Annotated in this window: 11 protein-coding genes; 10 read left to right on the forward strand and 1 reads right to left on the reverse strand. The window is 65.8% G+C overall.

The genetic code is table 11. From position 1 onward, the window contains the following. Positions 1-2: 2 nt before the first annotated feature. Positions 3-2,651: a pyruvate dehydrogenase (acetyl-transferring), homodimeric type gene (gene aceE, locus G4G71_RS05610; RefSeq protein WP_169935986.1), complete on the reverse strand. Its 2,649-nt coding sequence runs from the start codon at positions 2,649-2,651 to the stop codon at positions 3-5. A 243-nt stretch (positions 2,652-2,894) separates the two neighbouring features. Between aceE and glnE the strand changes: the two genes are divergently transcribed. From glnE to G4G71_RS05660, 10 genes are all read left to right on the forward strand, one after another. After that, positions 2,895-5,840: a bifunctional [glutamate--ammonia ligase]-adenylyl-L-tyrosine phosphorylase/[glutamate--ammonia-ligase] adenylyltransferase gene (glnE, locus tag G4G71_RS05615; RefSeq protein WP_169935988.1), complete on the forward strand. Its 2,946-nt coding sequence runs from the start codon at positions 2,895-2,897 to the stop codon at positions 5,838-5,840. Between the two features lie 284 nt (positions 5,841-6,124). Beyond that, positions 6,125-7,168: a lipopolysaccharide heptosyltransferase II gene (gene waaF, locus G4G71_RS05620; protein ID WP_169935990.1), complete on the forward strand. Its 1,044-nt coding sequence runs from the start codon at positions 6,125-6,127 to the stop codon at positions 7,166-7,168. Then, a complete protein-coding gene (gene waaC, locus G4G71_RS05625) occupies positions 7,165-8,238 on the forward strand; it encodes a lipopolysaccharide heptosyltransferase I (RefSeq protein ID WP_169935992.1) in 1,074 nt (357 codons plus the stop codon). The genes waaF and waaC overlap by 4 nt, the downstream gene beginning before the upstream one ends. Continuing rightward, the gene (locus G4G71_RS05630) at positions 8,235-9,356 is read left to right on the forward strand and encodes a glycosyltransferase family 4 protein (protein WP_169935994.1); all 1,122 of its coding nucleotides are present in this window, start codon (positions 8,235-8,237) and stop codon (positions 9,354-9,356) included. The genes waaC and G4G71_RS05630 overlap by 4 nt, the downstream gene beginning before the upstream one ends. Positions 9,357-9,507: 151 nt before the next feature. Continuing rightward, positions 9,508-10,314, forward strand: coding sequence for a lipopolysaccharide core heptose(I) kinase RfaP (gene rfaP / locus G4G71_RS05635; RefSeq protein ID WP_169935995.1), 807 nt, complete (start codon positions 9,508-9,510; stop codon positions 10,312-10,314). Further along, positions 10,314-11,048, forward strand: coding sequence for a lipopolysaccharide kinase InaA family protein (locus tag G4G71_RS05640; RefSeq protein WP_169935997.1), 735 nt, complete (start codon positions 10,314-10,316; stop codon positions 11,046-11,048). The genes rfaP and G4G71_RS05640 overlap by 1 nt, the downstream gene beginning before the upstream one ends. Beyond that, positions 11,045-11,800, forward strand: coding sequence for a lipopolysaccharide kinase InaA family protein (locus G4G71_RS05645; RefSeq protein WP_169935999.1), 756 nt, complete (start codon positions 11,045-11,047; stop codon positions 11,798-11,800). Before G4G71_RS05640 ends, G4G71_RS05645 begins: the two co-directional genes overlap by 4 nt. Beyond that, positions 11,797-13,275 (forward strand): lipopolysaccharide kinase InaA family protein, encoded by a 1,479-nt coding sequence (locus G4G71_RS05650; protein WP_169936001.1) that lies wholly within the window; start codon positions 11,797-11,799, stop codon positions 13,273-13,275. The genes G4G71_RS05645 and G4G71_RS05650 overlap by 4 nt, the downstream gene beginning before the upstream one ends. A 15-nt stretch (positions 13,276-13,290) precedes the next feature. Continuing rightward, the gene (locus G4G71_RS05655; protein ID WP_169936003.1) at positions 13,291-15,048 is read left to right on the forward strand and encodes a carbamoyltransferase family protein; all 1,758 of its coding nucleotides are present in this window, start codon (positions 13,291-13,293) and stop codon (positions 15,046-15,048) included. After that, positions 15,032-16,165, forward strand: coding sequence for a glycosyltransferase (locus G4G71_RS05660; RefSeq protein WP_169936005.1), 1,134 nt, complete (start codon positions 15,032-15,034; stop codon positions 16,163-16,165). The genes G4G71_RS05655 and G4G71_RS05660 overlap by 17 nt, the downstream gene beginning before the upstream one ends. The last annotated feature ends 2 nt before the right edge of the window (positions 16,166-16,167 follow it).

A 16,167-nucleotide genomic window follows, 5' to 3' on the forward strand; every position in this document is an offset into this window, starting at 1 on the left:
CCTCAGCAGTCCAGCGGGTTACGTTTTTCGGGGTTGATGCCGAACTTGGCGATGGCTTCGGCCACGACCTTGGGTTCGATATCACCGCGATCGGCCAGGGCTTCCAGCGCGGCCAGCACGACCCAGTGGCGGTCGACTTCGAAGAAGTCGCGCAACTTGCGGCGGCTGTCGCTGCGGCCGAAGCCGTCGGTGCCCAAGACCTTGAATTCCTTGCTCGGAACCCACTGGCGGATCTGCTCGGCGTAGAGCTTCATGTAGTCGGTGGAGGCGATGACCGGGCCCTTGCGGCCGGACAGGCACTCTTCGACGTAGCTCTGCTTGGGCTTCTGACCCGGGTGCAGGCGGTTCCAGCGCTCCACGGCGAGGCCGTCGCGGCGCAGTTCGTTGAAGCTCGGTACGGACCAGACGTCGGCGCCGATGCCGAAGTCTTCGCGCAGGATCTTCGCGGCGGCTTCGACTTCGCGCAGGATGGTGCCCGAACCCAGTAGCTGCACGTGATGCGCGGCGTCCTTCTTGTCCTCATCGAGCAGGTACATGCCCTTGATGATGCCTTCCTCGGCGCCCTTGGGCATGGCCGGCTGGACGTAGTTCTCGTTCATCACGGTGATGTAATAGAAGATGTCCTGCTGCTCTTCGATCATCTGCCGCGAGCCTTCGCGGATGATCACCGCCAGCTCGTAGGCGTAGGTCGGATCGTAGGTGCGGCAGTTCGGGATGGTCGCCGCCAGCAGATGGCTGTGACCGTCTTCGTGCTGCAGGCCTTCACCGTTGAGGGTGGTACGGCCGGCGGTGCCGCCGATCAGGAAGCCGTGCGCGCGGCTGTCGCCAGCGGCCCAGGCCAGGTCGCCGATACGCTGGAAGCCGAACATCGAATAGAAGATGTAGAACGGCAGCATCGGCTGGTTGTGCGTGGAGTACGAGGTACCCGCAGCGATCCAGCTGGACATGGCGCCGGCTTCGTTGATGCCTTCCTCGAGGATCTGACCTTTCTTGTCCTCGCGGTAGAACATCACCTGGTCCTTATCCACCGGCTCGTACAGCTGGCCGACGGAGGAGTAGATACCCAGCTGACGGAACATGCCTTCCATACCGAAGGTACGGGCTTCGTCCGGCACGATCGGGACGATGCGCGGGCCGAGTTCCTTGTCCTTGACCAGCTGCGAGATGATTCGCACGAAGGCCATGGTGGTGGAGATTTCGCGGTCGCCCGAGCCGTCGAGCATGGCCTTGAGGGTTTCCAACGGGGGAACCGGGACCTGGAAGCTCTTCTCGCGGCGAACCGGCATCACGCCGCCCAGCGCGGCACGGCGCGAGGCCAGGTACTTGGCCTCGGCGCTGCCTTCCTCGGGGCGGTAGAACGGCAGGTTTTCCAGGTCGGCATCCTTGACCGGGATGTCGAACTTGTCGCGGAACGACTTCAGGGACTCGACGTCGACCTTCTTGACGTTGTGCGCGATGTTCTTCGCTTCGCCGGAACCTGTGCCATAGCCCTTGATGGTCTTGGCCAGGATGACGGTCGGCTGGCCCTTGTGGTTGACCGCCTGGTGGTAGGCCGCATAGACCTTGTAGGGGTCGTGGCCGCCACGGTTGAGTTTCCAGACTTCCTCGTCGGAGAGGTCCTTGACCATCTCCAGCAGCTCCGGACGCGCACCGAAGAAGTGCTCACGCACATAGGCGCCGTCTTTGGCCTTGTAGTTCTGGTACTCGCCGTCGATGACCTCGTCCATGCGCTGCTGCAGCAGGCCGGCGGTGTCCTTGGCGAACAGCGGGTCCCAGAAGCGACCCCAGACCACCTTGTTGACGTTCCACTCGGCGCCACGGAACACGCCTTCGAGTTCCTGGATGATCTTGCCGTTGCCGCGAACCGGGCCGTCGAGGCGCTGCAGGTTGCAGTTGATGACGAAGATCAGGTTGTCCAGCTTCTCGCGGCCGGCCAGGGAAATCGCGCCCAGGGATTCGGGCTCATCGCACTCGCCGTCGCCCATGAAGCACCAGACCTTCTGCTTGCCGGCGGGGATGAAGCCACGGCTTTCCAGGTACTTCATGAAGCGCGCCTGGTAGATCGCCTGGATCGGGCCCAGACCCATGGAAACGGTCGGGAACTGCCAGAAGTCCGGCATCAGCCAGGGGTGCGGGTAGGAGGACAGGCCGTTGCCGTCCACTTCCTGGCGGAAGTTGTTCAGCTGGTCTTCGCTGATGCGGCCTTCGAGGAAGGCGCGGGCGTAAACGCCGGGGGAGGCGTGGCCCTGGAAGAACACCAGGTCGCCGCCGTGTTCGTCGGTCGGGGCCTGGAAGAAGTAGTTGAAGCCAACGTCATACAGGGTCGCCGAGGAGGCGAAGGAGGAGATGTGGCCACCCAGATCCGGGTCGTTCTTGTTGGCCTTCATCACCATCGCCAGGGCATTCCAGCGCACCAGGGAGCGGATGCGGCGTTCCATGAACAGGTCGCCGGGCATGCGCGCTTCGTGGGTGACCGGGATGCTGTTGCGGTACGGCGTGGTGATGGCGTAGGGCAGTTGGGTGCCGGACCGGCTGGCCAGCTCGCCCATGCGGGTCATCAGGTAATGGGCGCGGTCTTCACCTTCACGGTCCAGGACCGATTCCAGGGCGTCCAGCCATTCCTGGGTTTCGACGGGATCGAGGTCTTGCATGGCTTGCTCCAGGGCGGAAAGGCTTCCAGAATCGGAAGCCAGTAGATCGTTGCCGATAGCTGCGCCAACCTCGTGGGCGACGCGGCGAATTCTTGGAAGTGCTCCGGGGTACGTCCGGCTGGTTGTAGTTTTACTACAAATCGCCAGCGGATACATCCCTCCCCTCGAAAAAGTTAGTAGTAAAACTACAGGGGCACGAAAAGACAGGAATGCCGTCGCCTCGCCGACCACTCAGGATAGACCATGAGCCTGCCGTCCCTGGCCGCTTTGCCGGCTACTCTCAAGCCCCTCGCCGAGCGGGCTGAGCAGAATTTTCGTACTGCCATCGCCGCGTTTTCCCCCGAGCAGATCGCCAGCTTCGACAGCTGGTCCGACGAGCGGCACGCCGATTTCTCCCGCGTCACTGCCGGCAGCGATTTCGTTGCCGAACAGGTTCAGCGCGATCCTGCCTTTCTATTGGAGCTGGCCGCGACCGGTGAGCTGGAGCGCGTCCTGCAGCCCGGCGAAATGGGCGCGCAGCTGGAAGCGCTGCTGGCCGATTGCGCCGACGAGGACGAACTGGGTCGCCGCCTGCGTCGCTTCCGTCGGCGCCAGCAGGTACGCATCATCTGGCGCGACCTGAGCCGCCGCAGCGACCTGGCGGGTACCTGCCGCGACCTGTCGGACCTCGCCGACGCCTGCATCGACCAGTCCCTGGCCTGGCTCTACCAGCGCCACTGCCAGCAGTTCGGCGTGCCCATCGGCAATCGCTCGGGCCTGCCGCAGAAGATGATCGTGCTGGGCATGGGCAAGCTGGGCGCGGGTGAGCTGAACCTGTCCTCCGACATTGACCTGATCTTCGGCTACCCCGAGGGCGGCGAAACCCAGGGTGCCAAGCGGGCGCTGGATAACCAGGAGTTCTTCACCCGCCTGGGGCAGAAGCTGATCAAATCGCTGGATGCCATTACCGTCGACGGCTTCGCCTTCCGCGTCGACATGCGCCTGCGTCCCTACGGCTCCAGCGGCCCGCTGGTGCACAGCTTTGCCGCACTGGAGCAGTACTACCAGGACCAGGGGCGCGACTGGGAACGCTACGCGATGATCAAGGCCCGCGTGGTCGGCGGCGACCAGGAAGCTGGCCAGCGCCTGCTGGAACTGCTGCGCCCGTTCGTCTACCGCCGCTACCTGGACTTCTCCGCCATCGAGGCGCTGCGCACCATGAAGCAGCTGATCCAGCAGGAAGTCCGGCGCAAGGGCATGAGCGAGAACATCAAGCTGGGCGCCGGGGGCATCCGCGAGGTGGAGTTCATCGCCCAGGCCTTCCAGCTGATCCATGGCGGCCGTGACCTCAGCCTGCAGCAGCGGCCGCTGCTGCGCGTGCTGGCGATCCTCGAAGGGCAGGGCTACCTGCCGCCGCAGGTGGTCGCCGAGTTGCGCGAGGGCTACGAATTCCTGCGTTACGCCGAGCACGCCCTGCAGGCCATCGCCGATCGGCAGACGCAGATGCTGCCGGAGGACGAACTCGAGCGAATCCGCGTTGCCTTCATCATGGGCTTCGCCAACTGGTCGGCGTTCCACCAGGCCACCAATCAATGGCGCGATCGCATCGACTGGCATTTCCGCCAGGTCATCGCCGACCCGGACGAGGACGAAGATGGCCAGGTCGACACCACCATCGGCGGCGAATGGATTCCGCTCTGGGAAGAGGCGGTGGACGAGGAATCCGCCTGCCGGCAGTTCGCCGACGCCGGGTTCACCGAACCCGCGCAGGCCTGGAAGCGCCTGACCGACTTGCGCCATGGCACGCAGGTGCGTGCCATGCAGCGTCTGGGGCGCGAGCGGCTGGATGCCTTCATGCCGCGGCTGCTGAACATGATCGCCGAGCGCGGCCCGGCGGACGTGCTGCTGGAGCGCACGCTGCCGCTGATCGAGGCGGTGGCGCGGCGCTCCGCCTATCTGGTGCTGCTCACCGAGAACCCCGGTGCCCTGGAGCGCCTGCTGACCCTCTGCGCGGCCAGCCCGATGGTGGCCGAGCAGATCGCCCGGTTCCCCATCCTGCTCGACGAGCTGTTGAACGAAGGGCGCCTGTTCCGCCCGCCGCAGGCCGCTGAACTGGGCGCCGAGCTGCGTGAGCGGCTGATGCGCATCCCCGAGGACGACCTCGAGCAGCAGATGGAAACCCTGCGCCACTTCAAGCTGGCCCACGGCCTGCGCGTGGTGGCCTCGGAGATCGCCGGCACCCTGCCTTTAATGAAGGTGAGTGATTACCTGACCTGGCTGGCCGAGGCGATCCTCGAACAGGTACTCGTCCTGACCTGGGACCAACTGGTGCAGCGCCATGGCCGGCCTACTCGCGTGGACGGCACGCCGTGCGATCCGGACTTCATCATCATCGGCTACGGCAAGTCCGGCGGCCTGGAGCTGGGCCACGGTTCGGACCTGGACCTGGTGTTCATCCACGACGGCGACCCGCAGAGCGAGACCGACGGCGAGAAGTCCATCGACGGTGCGCAGTTCTACACGCGCCTGGGGCAGAAAATCATCCACTTCCTCACCGCGCAGACGCCCTCGGGCATGCTCTATGAAGTGGATATGCGCCTGCGCCCGAGTGGCGCCTCCGGGCTGCTGGTCAGTTCGTTGCGCGCCTTCGAGGCCTATCAACTGGGCGAGGCCTGGACCTGGGAGCACCAGGCGCTGGTGCGCGCCCGCGTACTCGCGGGCTGCCAGCGGGTGGCCAAGGCCTTCGAGGCGATCCGTGCGAAAGTCATCGGCCAGCAGCGCGACCTGCCCGAGCTGCGCAAGGAGGTCAGCGAGATGCGCGCCAAGATGCGTGACAACCTCGGCACCCAGAGTACCGCTGCCGGTACGGCGCCGAATGCCTTCGAGGCCGCGGCCCCGTTCGATCTCAAGCAGGATGCCGGTGGTATCGTCGATATCGAATTTATGGTGCAATACGCGGCCCTGGCCTGGTCGTGGCAGCACCCGGAGCTGGTGGAGTTCACCGACAATATCCGGATTCTGGAAGCGCTGGAGCGGGTCGGGTTGATGTCCGGCGAGGATGTCCTGAAGTTGCAGGACGCCTACAAGGCATACCGGGCGGCTGCGCACCGATTGTCCCTGCAGAAGCAGCCGGGCGTGGTGAGCGGCGATCACTTCCATGCCGAGCGACGCATGGTGATGCAGATGTGGAAGGCTTTCGAGCTGACCTGAATCGCTGCGATTTCCCCTGAAGTAGCCAGCATCCGGCGATGATGTTCGCCGGAGCGCCCCACGCTGTCAGTTGCGTTGCGCGGGTATATAGATGTCAGGAGCGAGGCGCGTGATGCCATTGCGCCAGGTCACAGGGAGTGACGAAATCCGCCCGGCCGGCTGATCGGCTGGGCTAGACTGCCGGCATTCGATGCTCGGCACCCGACCGTGAGGGCACGCGCCACACGGCTGGATGAATGGAGTACGGGGAGGCGAGAGCCTCCCCGGTCGTTTCTGGAAAAGGCATGAGAATTCTGATCGTAGGCCCCTCCTGGGTGGGCGACATGGTGATGGCGCAGACACTCTTCCAGTGTCTGAGGCAGCGGCACCCCGACTGCGTGATCGACGTGCTGGCGCCCGACTGGAGCCGGCCGATCCTCGAGCGCATGCCCGAGGTGCGCCAGGCCCTGAGCTTCCCGCTCGGCCACGGTGTGCTGGACATCGCCTCGCGTCGCCGTATCGGCAAGACCCTCAAGGGCCAGTACGATCAGGCGATCCTCCTGCCCAACTCGCTGAAGTCGGCGCTGGTGCCCTATTTCGCCGGCATCCCCAAGCGCACGGGTTGGAAGGGCGAGATGCGCTACGGCCTGCTCAACGACATCCGCGCGCTGGATAAAGAGCGCTACCCGCTGATGATCGAGCGCTTCATGGCCCTGGCTTTCGAGCCGGGGGCGGAGCTGCCGCAGCCTTATCCACAGCCGCGCCTGGCCATCGACCCGCACAGCCGTGAGGCCGCGCTGGCCAAGTTCGGCCTGAGCCTGGACCGCCCGGTGCTGGCGCTGTGCCCCGGCGCTGAGTTCGGCGAGGCCAAGCGCTGGCCGGCGGAGTATTACGCCAAGGTCGCCGAGGTGAAGATACGCGCCGGTTGGCAGGTATGGATCTTCGGCTCGAAGAATGACCACCCCGGCGGTGAAGACATTCGCATGCGCCTGATCCCCGGCCTGCGTGAAGAGTCGGTGAACCTTGCGGGCGAGACCGCCCTGTCCGAGGCCATCGATCTGATGTCCTGCGCCAGTGCCGTAGTCACCAACGATTCGGGCCTGATGCACGTGGCCGCCGCGCTGAACCGCCCGCTGGTGGCGGTCTACGGCTCCACCTCGCCGCAGTTCACGCCGCCGCTGGCCGACCAGGTGGAGATCGTCCGCCTCGGCCTGGAATGCAGCCCCTGCTTCGACCGCGTGTGCCGCTTCGGCCACTACAACTGCCTGCGCGAGCTCAAGCCGCGCCCGGTGATCGAAGCGCTGGATCGACTGGTCGCTGACCCGGTGGACGTGGAAAGCGCCGAATGAGGGTCCTGCTGATCAAGACATCGTCCCTGGGCGATGTCATCCACACCCTGCCGGCTCTGACCGACGCCGCCCGCGCCATTCCCGGCATCCAGTTCGACTGGGTGGTGGAAGAGGGCTTCGCCGAGATTCCCGCCTGGCACCCCGCCGTGGCCCAGGTGATTCCGGTGGCGATCCGCCGCTGGCGCAAGAATCTCTGGCAGACGCTCAAGAACGGCGAGTGGAGTCGCTTCAAGCGCCGCCTGAAGGAAGTCGACTACGACCTGGTGATCGACGCCCAGGGTCTGCTCAAGAGCGCCTGGCTGACCCGCTACGCTCGCCATCGCACGCCGATCGCCGGGCTGGACAAGGAGTCCGCCCGCGAGCCGGCTGCCAGCCGCTTCTATAACCGCACCTATCCGGTCGCCTGGGGCCAGCATGCCGTCGAGCGCGTGCGCCAGCTGTTCGCCCAGGCGCTGGACTACCCGCTGCCCGCCGGCACCGGCGATTACGGCCTGGACCGCAATCGCCTGCTGGACGAGGTGGAGGCCGAGCCCTACCTGGTGTTCCTGCATGGCACCACCTGGGTGACCAAGCACTGGCCCGAGGTGTACTGGCGCGAGCTGGCCCAGCGCATGGGCGAGCGCGGCTGGTCGGTCCGCCTGCCCTGGGGCAACGAGGCTGAGCGGCAGCGCGCCGAACGGCTCGCCGAAGGCTTGGAAAACGCCTCGGTACTCCCCAGATTATCCCTCGCAGGCATGGCCAAGGTGCTGGCCGGCGCTTCCGCCTGCGTGGCGGTCGACACCGGGCTCGGACACCTGGCCGCCGCGCTGGATGTGCCGACGCTGTCGCTGTTCGGCCCGACCAATCCCGGTCTGACCGGCGCCTACGGGCGCTCGCAGGTGCACCTGGCCAGCGACTGGCCCTCTTGCGCGCCCTGCCTGCAGAAGACCTGTACTTACCAGCCTACGGCCGAAGACAAGCGCCAGTTCGACCTGCGGCATGAACAGCCTCTGTGCTTCACACGCCTGAACCCGCAGCGCGTGTCGACCCAGCTGGAGGCGCTGCTGCTGGCCCCGGAGACGCTTCGATGACCCTGGCTTTCGTCCTCTACAAATACTTCCCGTTCGGCGGGCTGCAGCGCGATTTCATGCGCATCGCCCTGGAGTGCCAGAAGCGCGGCCACTCCATCCGTGTCTACACGCCGATCTGGGAAGGCGAGGTGCCGCCCGGCTTCGACGTGCGCGTGGCACCGGTGAAGTCGCTGTTCAACCATCGCCGCAACGAGAAATTCAGCGCCTGGCTGGCCGCGGACCTCGCGCGCTCGCCGGTAGATCGGGTGGTTGGCTTCAACAAGATGCCGGGCCTGGATGTGTACTACGCTGCCGACGGCTGCTTCGAGGACAAGGCGCAGACCCTGCGCAATTCCTTCTACCGCCGCTGGGGCCGCTACAAGCACTTCGCCGACTACGAGCGTGCGGTATTCGCGCCGGAATCGAAGACCGAGATCCTGATGATCTCCGAGGTGCAGCAGCCGCTGTTCATCAAGCATTACCGCACCCCCGAGGCGCGCTTCCACCTGCTGCCGCCGGGCATCGCCCAGGACCGCCGGGCACCGGCAAACGCCGGCGAAATCCGCGCCGAATTCCGCAGCGAGTTCAAACTGGGCGACGATGGCCTGCTGCTGGTGCAGATCGGCTCCGGCTTCAAGACCAAGGGCCTGGACCGCAGCCTCAAGGCGCTGGCCGCGTTGCCGCGCTCGCTGCGCAAGCGCACCCGCCTGATCGCCATTGGCCAGGACGATCCCAAGCCGTTCCTGCTGCAGGTGAAGGCGCTGGGCCTCTCGGACAACGTGCAGATCCTCAAGGGGCGCAGCGATATCCCGCGCTTCCTGCTCGGCGCCGACCTGCTGATCCACCCGGCGTACAACGAAAACACCGGCACCGTGCTGCTGGAAGCGCTGGTCGCGGGCCTGCCGGTGCTGGTCACCGACGTCTGCGGCTATGCCCACTACATCGACGAGGCGAAAGCCGGCCGCGTGGTGCCGTCGCCCTTCGAGCAGGAGCGGCTGAACGCCATGCTCCAGGAAATGCTCGAAGACGGCGCCGCGCGTGCCGACTGGTCGCGCAACGGCCTGGCCTTCGCCGACACCGCCGATCTCTACAGCATGCCGCAGCATGCGGCGGACGTGATCCTGCGGGGGCATGCATGAACGCTTTGGCTTTCGTAGGAGCGAGCTTGCTCGCGAACAGCCGGATGGATCGTGCCACCCCATTTGCGAGGCCGGAGCCGTTCCCTACGGCTTCCGGCATTCCCCACATCCATGTGGGTCACAAGCTCGCTCCTACAGATAGGGCTGTGCCGTGAAGCTGGATTTGAAAGAACCCTTCAAGACCCTCTGGGCCGGCAAGGACCCCTTTGTCGAAGTCGAGCGCCTGCAGGGCAAGGTCTACCGCGAACTGGAAGGCCGCCGCACGTTGCGCACTGAAGTTGACGGGCGTGGCTTCTTCGTCAAGATCCACCGCGGCATCGGCTGGGGCGAGATCGTCAAGAACCTGTTCAGCGCCAAGCTTCCGGTGCTTGGCGCAGGCCAGGAGCAGCGCGCCCTGGAGCGTCTGCACCAGGCCGGCGTGGCAACCATGACCTCGGTCGCCTACGGCGAGCGCGGCGGTAATCCGGCCAGCCAGCATTCCTTCATCGTCACCGAGGAACTGGCGCCGACCACCGACCTGGAAGTCTTCTCCCTCGACTGGCTGCAGACGCCGCCCGAGCCGCGGCTCAAGCGCGCGCTGATCGCCGAGGTGGCGAAGATGATCGGCACCATGCACCGCGCCGGGGTCAACCACCGCGACTGCTACATCTGCCACTTCCTGCTGCACACCGACCGCCCGATCAGTGCCGACGACCTGCGCCTGTCGGTGATCGACCTGCACCGCGCCCAGACCCGCAGCGCCACGCCACGCCGCTGGCGCAACAAGGACCTGGCCGCGCTGTACTTCTCGGCGCTGGACATCGGCCTTACCCGTCGCGACAAATTGCGCTTCCTGCGCGGTTACTTCCAGCGCCCGCTGCGTGACATCCTCCGCGAGGAAGCCGCGCTGCTGGCGTGGATGGAACGCAAGGCGGCCAAGCTCTACGACCGCAAACAACGTTACGGAGACCTGCTCTGATGGCCGGCTGGGTACTCGAAGCCGACTACCAGCACCTCGCCGCCGATTTCGGCAGCCTGGATGCCGTGTTCGCCCTCGAAGGCGAGCGCATCACCAAGGACGCGATGTCCGATGTCGTGCGCGTGGAGCGCGATGGCGTGCGCTACTACGTCAAGCGCTATCGCAAGCCGGGCAAGGGTTTCCGTCGCTACTTGCCGCGACCGCGGGTGAAGGCCGAGTGGCAGAACCTCAAGCAGTTCGCCAAGTGGGGCATACCGACCGCGCAGGTGGTGGCCTACGGCCTGGAGCGCACCAATGGCGGCTTCTCCCGTGGCGCGATCATCACCCGCGAACTGGTCGGCACCGAAGACCTGCACGCCCTGGCCAAGCAGGGCGATCCGCGCCTGAAGGATCGCGCCTGGGTCGCGCATGTCATGCGCCAGCTGGCCGGCTACACGCGGACCATGCATGACCACCACTTCACCCACAACGACCTGAAGTGGCGCAACATTCTGGTCGACGGGGAGGGCACGGTGTACTTCATCGATTGCCCGATCGGTGACTTCTGGGGCAGCTTCATGCTGCGCTACCGGATCACGAAGGACCTGGCCACCCTCGACAAGGTCGCCAAGTACCACCTCTCCTACACGCAGCGCCTGCAGTTCTACCTGCTGTACCGGCGCCGCGAACGACTGAACGCGTCGGACAAGAAACGTGTCCGGCAGATCGTCCATTTCTTCGAGGGACGCGAGTGAAGGATTTCATTGCTGAGGGCGACCAGGCCCTGCTGGAAAGCAACGCCCTGGCCGATTTCGACGCCCTCTGGGCCCTGCAGCTGGATGCGGTGGACGAGCCCAACACCGAGCGTGGCGGCTGGAGCAGCGTGTACCGCCTGGAGCTGGACGGCACCGCCTACTACCTCAAGCGCCAGAGCAACCACCTGACCCGCAGCCTGAAGCACCCGCTGGGCGAACCGACCTTCAGTCGCGAGTTCCGCAATATCCAGCGCTATCACCAGCTCGGCATTCCGTCGATGCAGGCTGCCTTCTTCGGCGCGCGGCAGGTCGGCGGCGAGCGCCGGGCGATCCTCATGACCCGTGCCCTGGATGGCTGGCGCGACCTGGACAGCCTGCTGCAGGGCTGGTCGAACCTGCCCGCCGAACGGCGCCAGGCAGTCCTGCGTGCCTGCGGCATGCTCGCCCGTCGCCTGCATGAGGCCGGGCAGATGCACGGCTGCTTCTATCCCAAGCACATCTTCCTGCGCGAGACCGACGACGCCTTCGAGGCGACCCTGATCGACCTGGAGAAGACCCGTCCGCTGTGGTTCGGCCAACGCGACCGCGTGCGCGACCTGGAGCCGCTGCTGCGCCGCGCGCCGGACTGGAACGAGGCCGACGTGCGTAACCTGCTGGCGGCTTATCTGGGTACTGCCTCGGGTGGTCCGGAGGTCGACGACTGGTACCGCCGCCTGGGCGCACGCCGCAAGAAGAAGGAAAACCGCGCATGAGGTTGTCCGCCCTGCGCGATGCCGGCCGCGCTCCGTCGCTGCCCCTGCGCATCGAGCTGGAAGACGGCGCCGGCCCGGCCGAGCTGCGCCTGGACGGCCTGTTGCGCGTACTGCCCGGGCAGCGCTACGTCGGCGCGGCCAATTGGCGCGGCCGCCCGGTGCTGGCCAAGCTGCTGGTCGGCGGCAAGGCTGCCCGGCACTTCCAGCGTGAGCGTGACGGCGTGCGCCTGCTTGCAGAGCAGGGCCTGACCACACCGCAACTGCTGGCCGATGGCCTGAAGGACGGCGAGGGCGGCTGGCTGCTCTTCGAGTTCCTCGACAACGCCCAGAGCCTCTGGGATGCCTGGCGCGCCGTGGAAGGCGAACCGCTGCTGTCCGACGGCCAGACCGCCGTCATCGCGGAAGCGCTGACCGCCATCGCCCAGTTGCACCTCAAGGGCCTGTGGCAGGAAGACCTGCACCTGGACAACCTGCTGCGCCACGCCGGCAAGCTCTACCTCATCGACGGCGCCGGCATCCGTGCGGAAGCCCCGGGCCAGCCGCTGTCGCGCAGGCATGTGCTGGAAAATCTCGGGGTGTTCTTCGCCCAGTTGCCGGCCAGTCTCGATCCTTTCCTCGAAGAGCTGCTGATCCACTACCTGCTGGCCAATGGCGAGCACGCGCTGCCGCTGGAGGCCCTGCAGAAGGAAATCGCCAGGGTGCGCCGCTGGCGCGTGGGCGACCTGATGAAGAAGATCGCCCGCGATTGCAGCCTGTTCAGCGTCTTCAAGGGGCCGTTCGGTCTGCGCGCGGTGCGCCGCGAGGAAGAGCCGGGCCTGCAGCCGTTGCTGGCCGATCCCGACGCCTTCATCTCAAAAGGGCATATCTACAAGACCGGCGGGGCCGCCACGGTTGCCCGAGTCGAGCTCGACGGCCGGCCGTTGGTCATCAAGCGTTACAACATCAAGAACCTGCTGCACTGGTTCAAGCGCTTCTGGCGCCCGAGCCGCGCCTGGGCCTCCTGGCGCGAAGGCAATCGCCTGGACTTCCTCGGTATCGCCACGCCCAAACCCCTGGCGGTGATCGAGCGGCGCTGGCTGTGGCTGCGCGGGCCGGCCTTCCTGATTACCGATTACCTGGCGGGTCAGGATATAATCGCCCGTTTCAAACCCTACCTGGATCAATCGGAGGGAGGCGGCTTGCCGCCAGAATCGGATCTTGCGGCCCTGGACAGACTGTTCGCGGCGCTGGTGCGTGAACGCATCAGCCACGGCGACCTCAAGGGGCACAACCTGTTCTGGCAGGAGCAGGGCGAAGGCGGGCAGTGGTCGTTGATCGACCTCGATGCCATGCAGCGCCACTCGCGAGAAGCGAGTTTCGCCCGCGCCTATGCCCGCGACCGTGCGCGCTTCCTGCGCAACTGGCCAGAGGGCAGCGCACTGCACCAGCTGCTCGACGAACGTTTACCGCGGGTGCCTGCGCACCCGCCCAGATGAAAGAGGCTAGACCCTGTGGCATTGACCATCCTCGGCCTGTCCGGCGCCGTAAGCCATGACCCTTCCGCCGCCCTGTACATCGACGGCAAGCTGGTCGCGGCCGTCGAAGAAGAGCGCTTCGTCCGCGACAAGCACGCGAAGAACCGCATGCCCTACGAGTCGGCCAAGTTCTGCCTGGAACAGGCCGGGATCAAGCCGTCGGACGTTGACGTGGTGGCCATTCCCTTCGCCCCCATCAGCATCTTCGACAAGGCCCGCTGGCACTACGCCAAGCGCTACGCCTATGCGCCGGACCGCGCGCTGGACGCCATCCTGCTCGGCAACCGCCGCTACCACCGCTACTACAAGCGCATCCAGTGGTGCCTGCAGCAGCTGGGCTTCGACCTGAAGAAGGTCAAGATCCAGCCGGTCGAGCACCACCTGGCCCACGCCTCCAGCGCCTACCACTGCTCCGGCTTCAAGGAGAAGACCGCGATCCTCGGGATCGACGGCAAGGGCGAGTACGCCACCACCTTCTTCGGCTACGGCGAGAACGGCAAGATCCACAAGATCAAGGAGTTCTACGATCCGGACTCCCTGGGCGGCCTGTACGGCGCGCTGACCGAATACCTCGGCTTCGACATGCTCGACGGCGAGTTCAAGGTCATGGGCATGGCGCCTTACGGTGACGCCAGCAAGTACGATTTCTCCCGCCTCGCCAAGTTCGAGAACGGCGAGCTGATCATCAACACCGACTACGCCAACGTCATCGGCTTCCGTCGCTACAAGGAAAAGGGCAAGGGCTACTACTTCTCGCCCAAGCTGATCGAGTGGCTCGGCCCGAAACGTGAAGGCGACATCGCCGACGACCCTTACATCCACTACGCCGCCAGCATCCAGGCACTGTTCGAGAAGCTGTCGCTGGAGATGATGGATTACTACCTGGGCGACATCATCCGCGAGACCGGCAAGATCGCCTTCGCCGGCGGCTGCGCGCTGAACGTCAAGCTCAACCAGAAGATCATCGCCCGTCCCGAGGTCAAGGAGCTGTACGTGCAGCCCGCGGCCAGCGACGCCGGCACCGCGGTTGGCGCCGCCGCTTACGTGTCCTGGGAGCGCGGTGTGCCGGTCGAGAAGATGGAGCACGTCTACCTCGGCCCGGAGTACAGCAACGAAGACGTCATCGCCGCCTGCGCTCGCCACGAGGCCAAGCCGCAATGGCGCAAGATCGACAATGTGCCCGAGCACATCGCCAAGGTGCTGGTCGAGGGCAATCCGGTGGCCTGGTTCCAGGGCCGACTGGAGTTCGGCCCGCGCGCCTTGGGCGGTCGCTCGATCATCGGTTGCCCGAGCATCGCCGGCGTCGCCGACCGCATCAACGCGCAGATCAAGTTCCGCGAGCGCTGGAGGCCCTTCTGCCCGTCGATGCTGGATACCGTCGGCCCGCAGATGTTCAAGATCGACCATCCGGCGCCCTTCATGACCTTCACCTTCGAGGTCAACGAAGAGTGGAAGACCCGCGTGCCGGAAGTCGTCCATGAAGACGGCACCTCCCGCGCCCAGGTCCTCAAGCGCGAGTTCAACCCGCGCTACTACGACATGATGAAGGAGCTGGAGAAGCTCACCGGCAACGGCGTGGCGCTCAACACCTCGCTGAACCGCCGTGGCGAGCCGATGGTCTGCTCGCCGACCGACGCGCTGAACATGTTCTACGGCTCGGACCTGCAATACCTGATCATGCAGGACATCCTGGTGGTCAAGGATGGCGTGGAGTCCCATGACTCGGTCGGCTGAACCGCGCGTCCTGCAGTTCTGCCATGGCTATGACGGGCCGTTCCTCGACTGTGCCCGTCAGTACGCCAGCCTGTTCGCCGGCACCGGCTACCGGGTGACCACGGTGTTCCTCACCGGTGCGCCCGACCCCGAGGTCGTGGTCGGTTGCGCCAGCGACGAAGTGCTCTTCCTCGACTACAGCTCGCGGGATATCCGCGGGCTGAAGCTCAAGGCCATTCGCGATCTGCGCGAGATCGCCCGGTCCCGCGATTTCCGTTTCTGCATTGCGCACCGCTTCAAGCCGACCTGGATTGCCATGCTCGGCACGAAGCTGCCGATCATTGGTGTGCACCACGGTTTCGGCGATTTCCAGCGCCTGGGGCGCAAGCTGTTCGCGCGCTTCTTTGCCGAGCGCCTGAGCCTGCTGGGCGTTTCCAACGCGGTGCGCGACGAAATCCGCGCCTGCCTGCCGGCCTGGCCGCAGGAGCGCATCGAGACGCTGTACAACCGCGTCGACGTCGATGCGCTGCAGGCCATGCAGGTCGAGCGCTATCCGGCGCGCCAGCACCTGGGGCTGGCGGACAACGCCTGGGTGGTCGGCAACGTCGGCCGCCTGCATCCGGACAAGGACCAGGCCACCCTACTGCGCGGCTTCGCCCGCGCCCTGCCGCGCCTGCCGCACAACAGCCTGCTGGCGATCCTCGGCAAGGGGCGCCTGGAAGATGAACTCAAGGACCTGGCGCGTGAGCTGGGCATCGCCGATCGCGTGCTGTTCCTCGGCCAGGTTCCTGACGCCAGACGCTACTTCAAGGCGTTCGACGTATTCGCCCTGACCTCTGATCACGAGCCGTTCGGCATGGTCCTGCTCGAAGCGATGGTTGCCGGTGTGCCGCTGATCTCCACTTCGGGTGGCGGTGCCGGCGAGATCGTCGAAGGGCTGGGCATCCTGTTCCCGCTCGGCGACGATGCAGCGCTGGCCGAAGGCCTGCGGCACCTGTCGGTGCTGGACCGCGAGCAGCGGGTGATGTGTGCGCAACAGATGGACCAGCGCCTGCAGACCCGCTTCTGCGATGAGGCGGTGCGTCGGGAGTTCTGGAGTCTGCCGCTGGTGAAGGCGCTTATCGCCCGAGCCAACTGACG

This window comes from Pseudomonas multiresinivorans (assembly GCF_012971725.1).
GTDB lineage: Bacteria > Pseudomonadota > Gammaproteobacteria > Pseudomonadales > Pseudomonadaceae > Pseudomonas > Pseudomonas multiresinivorans.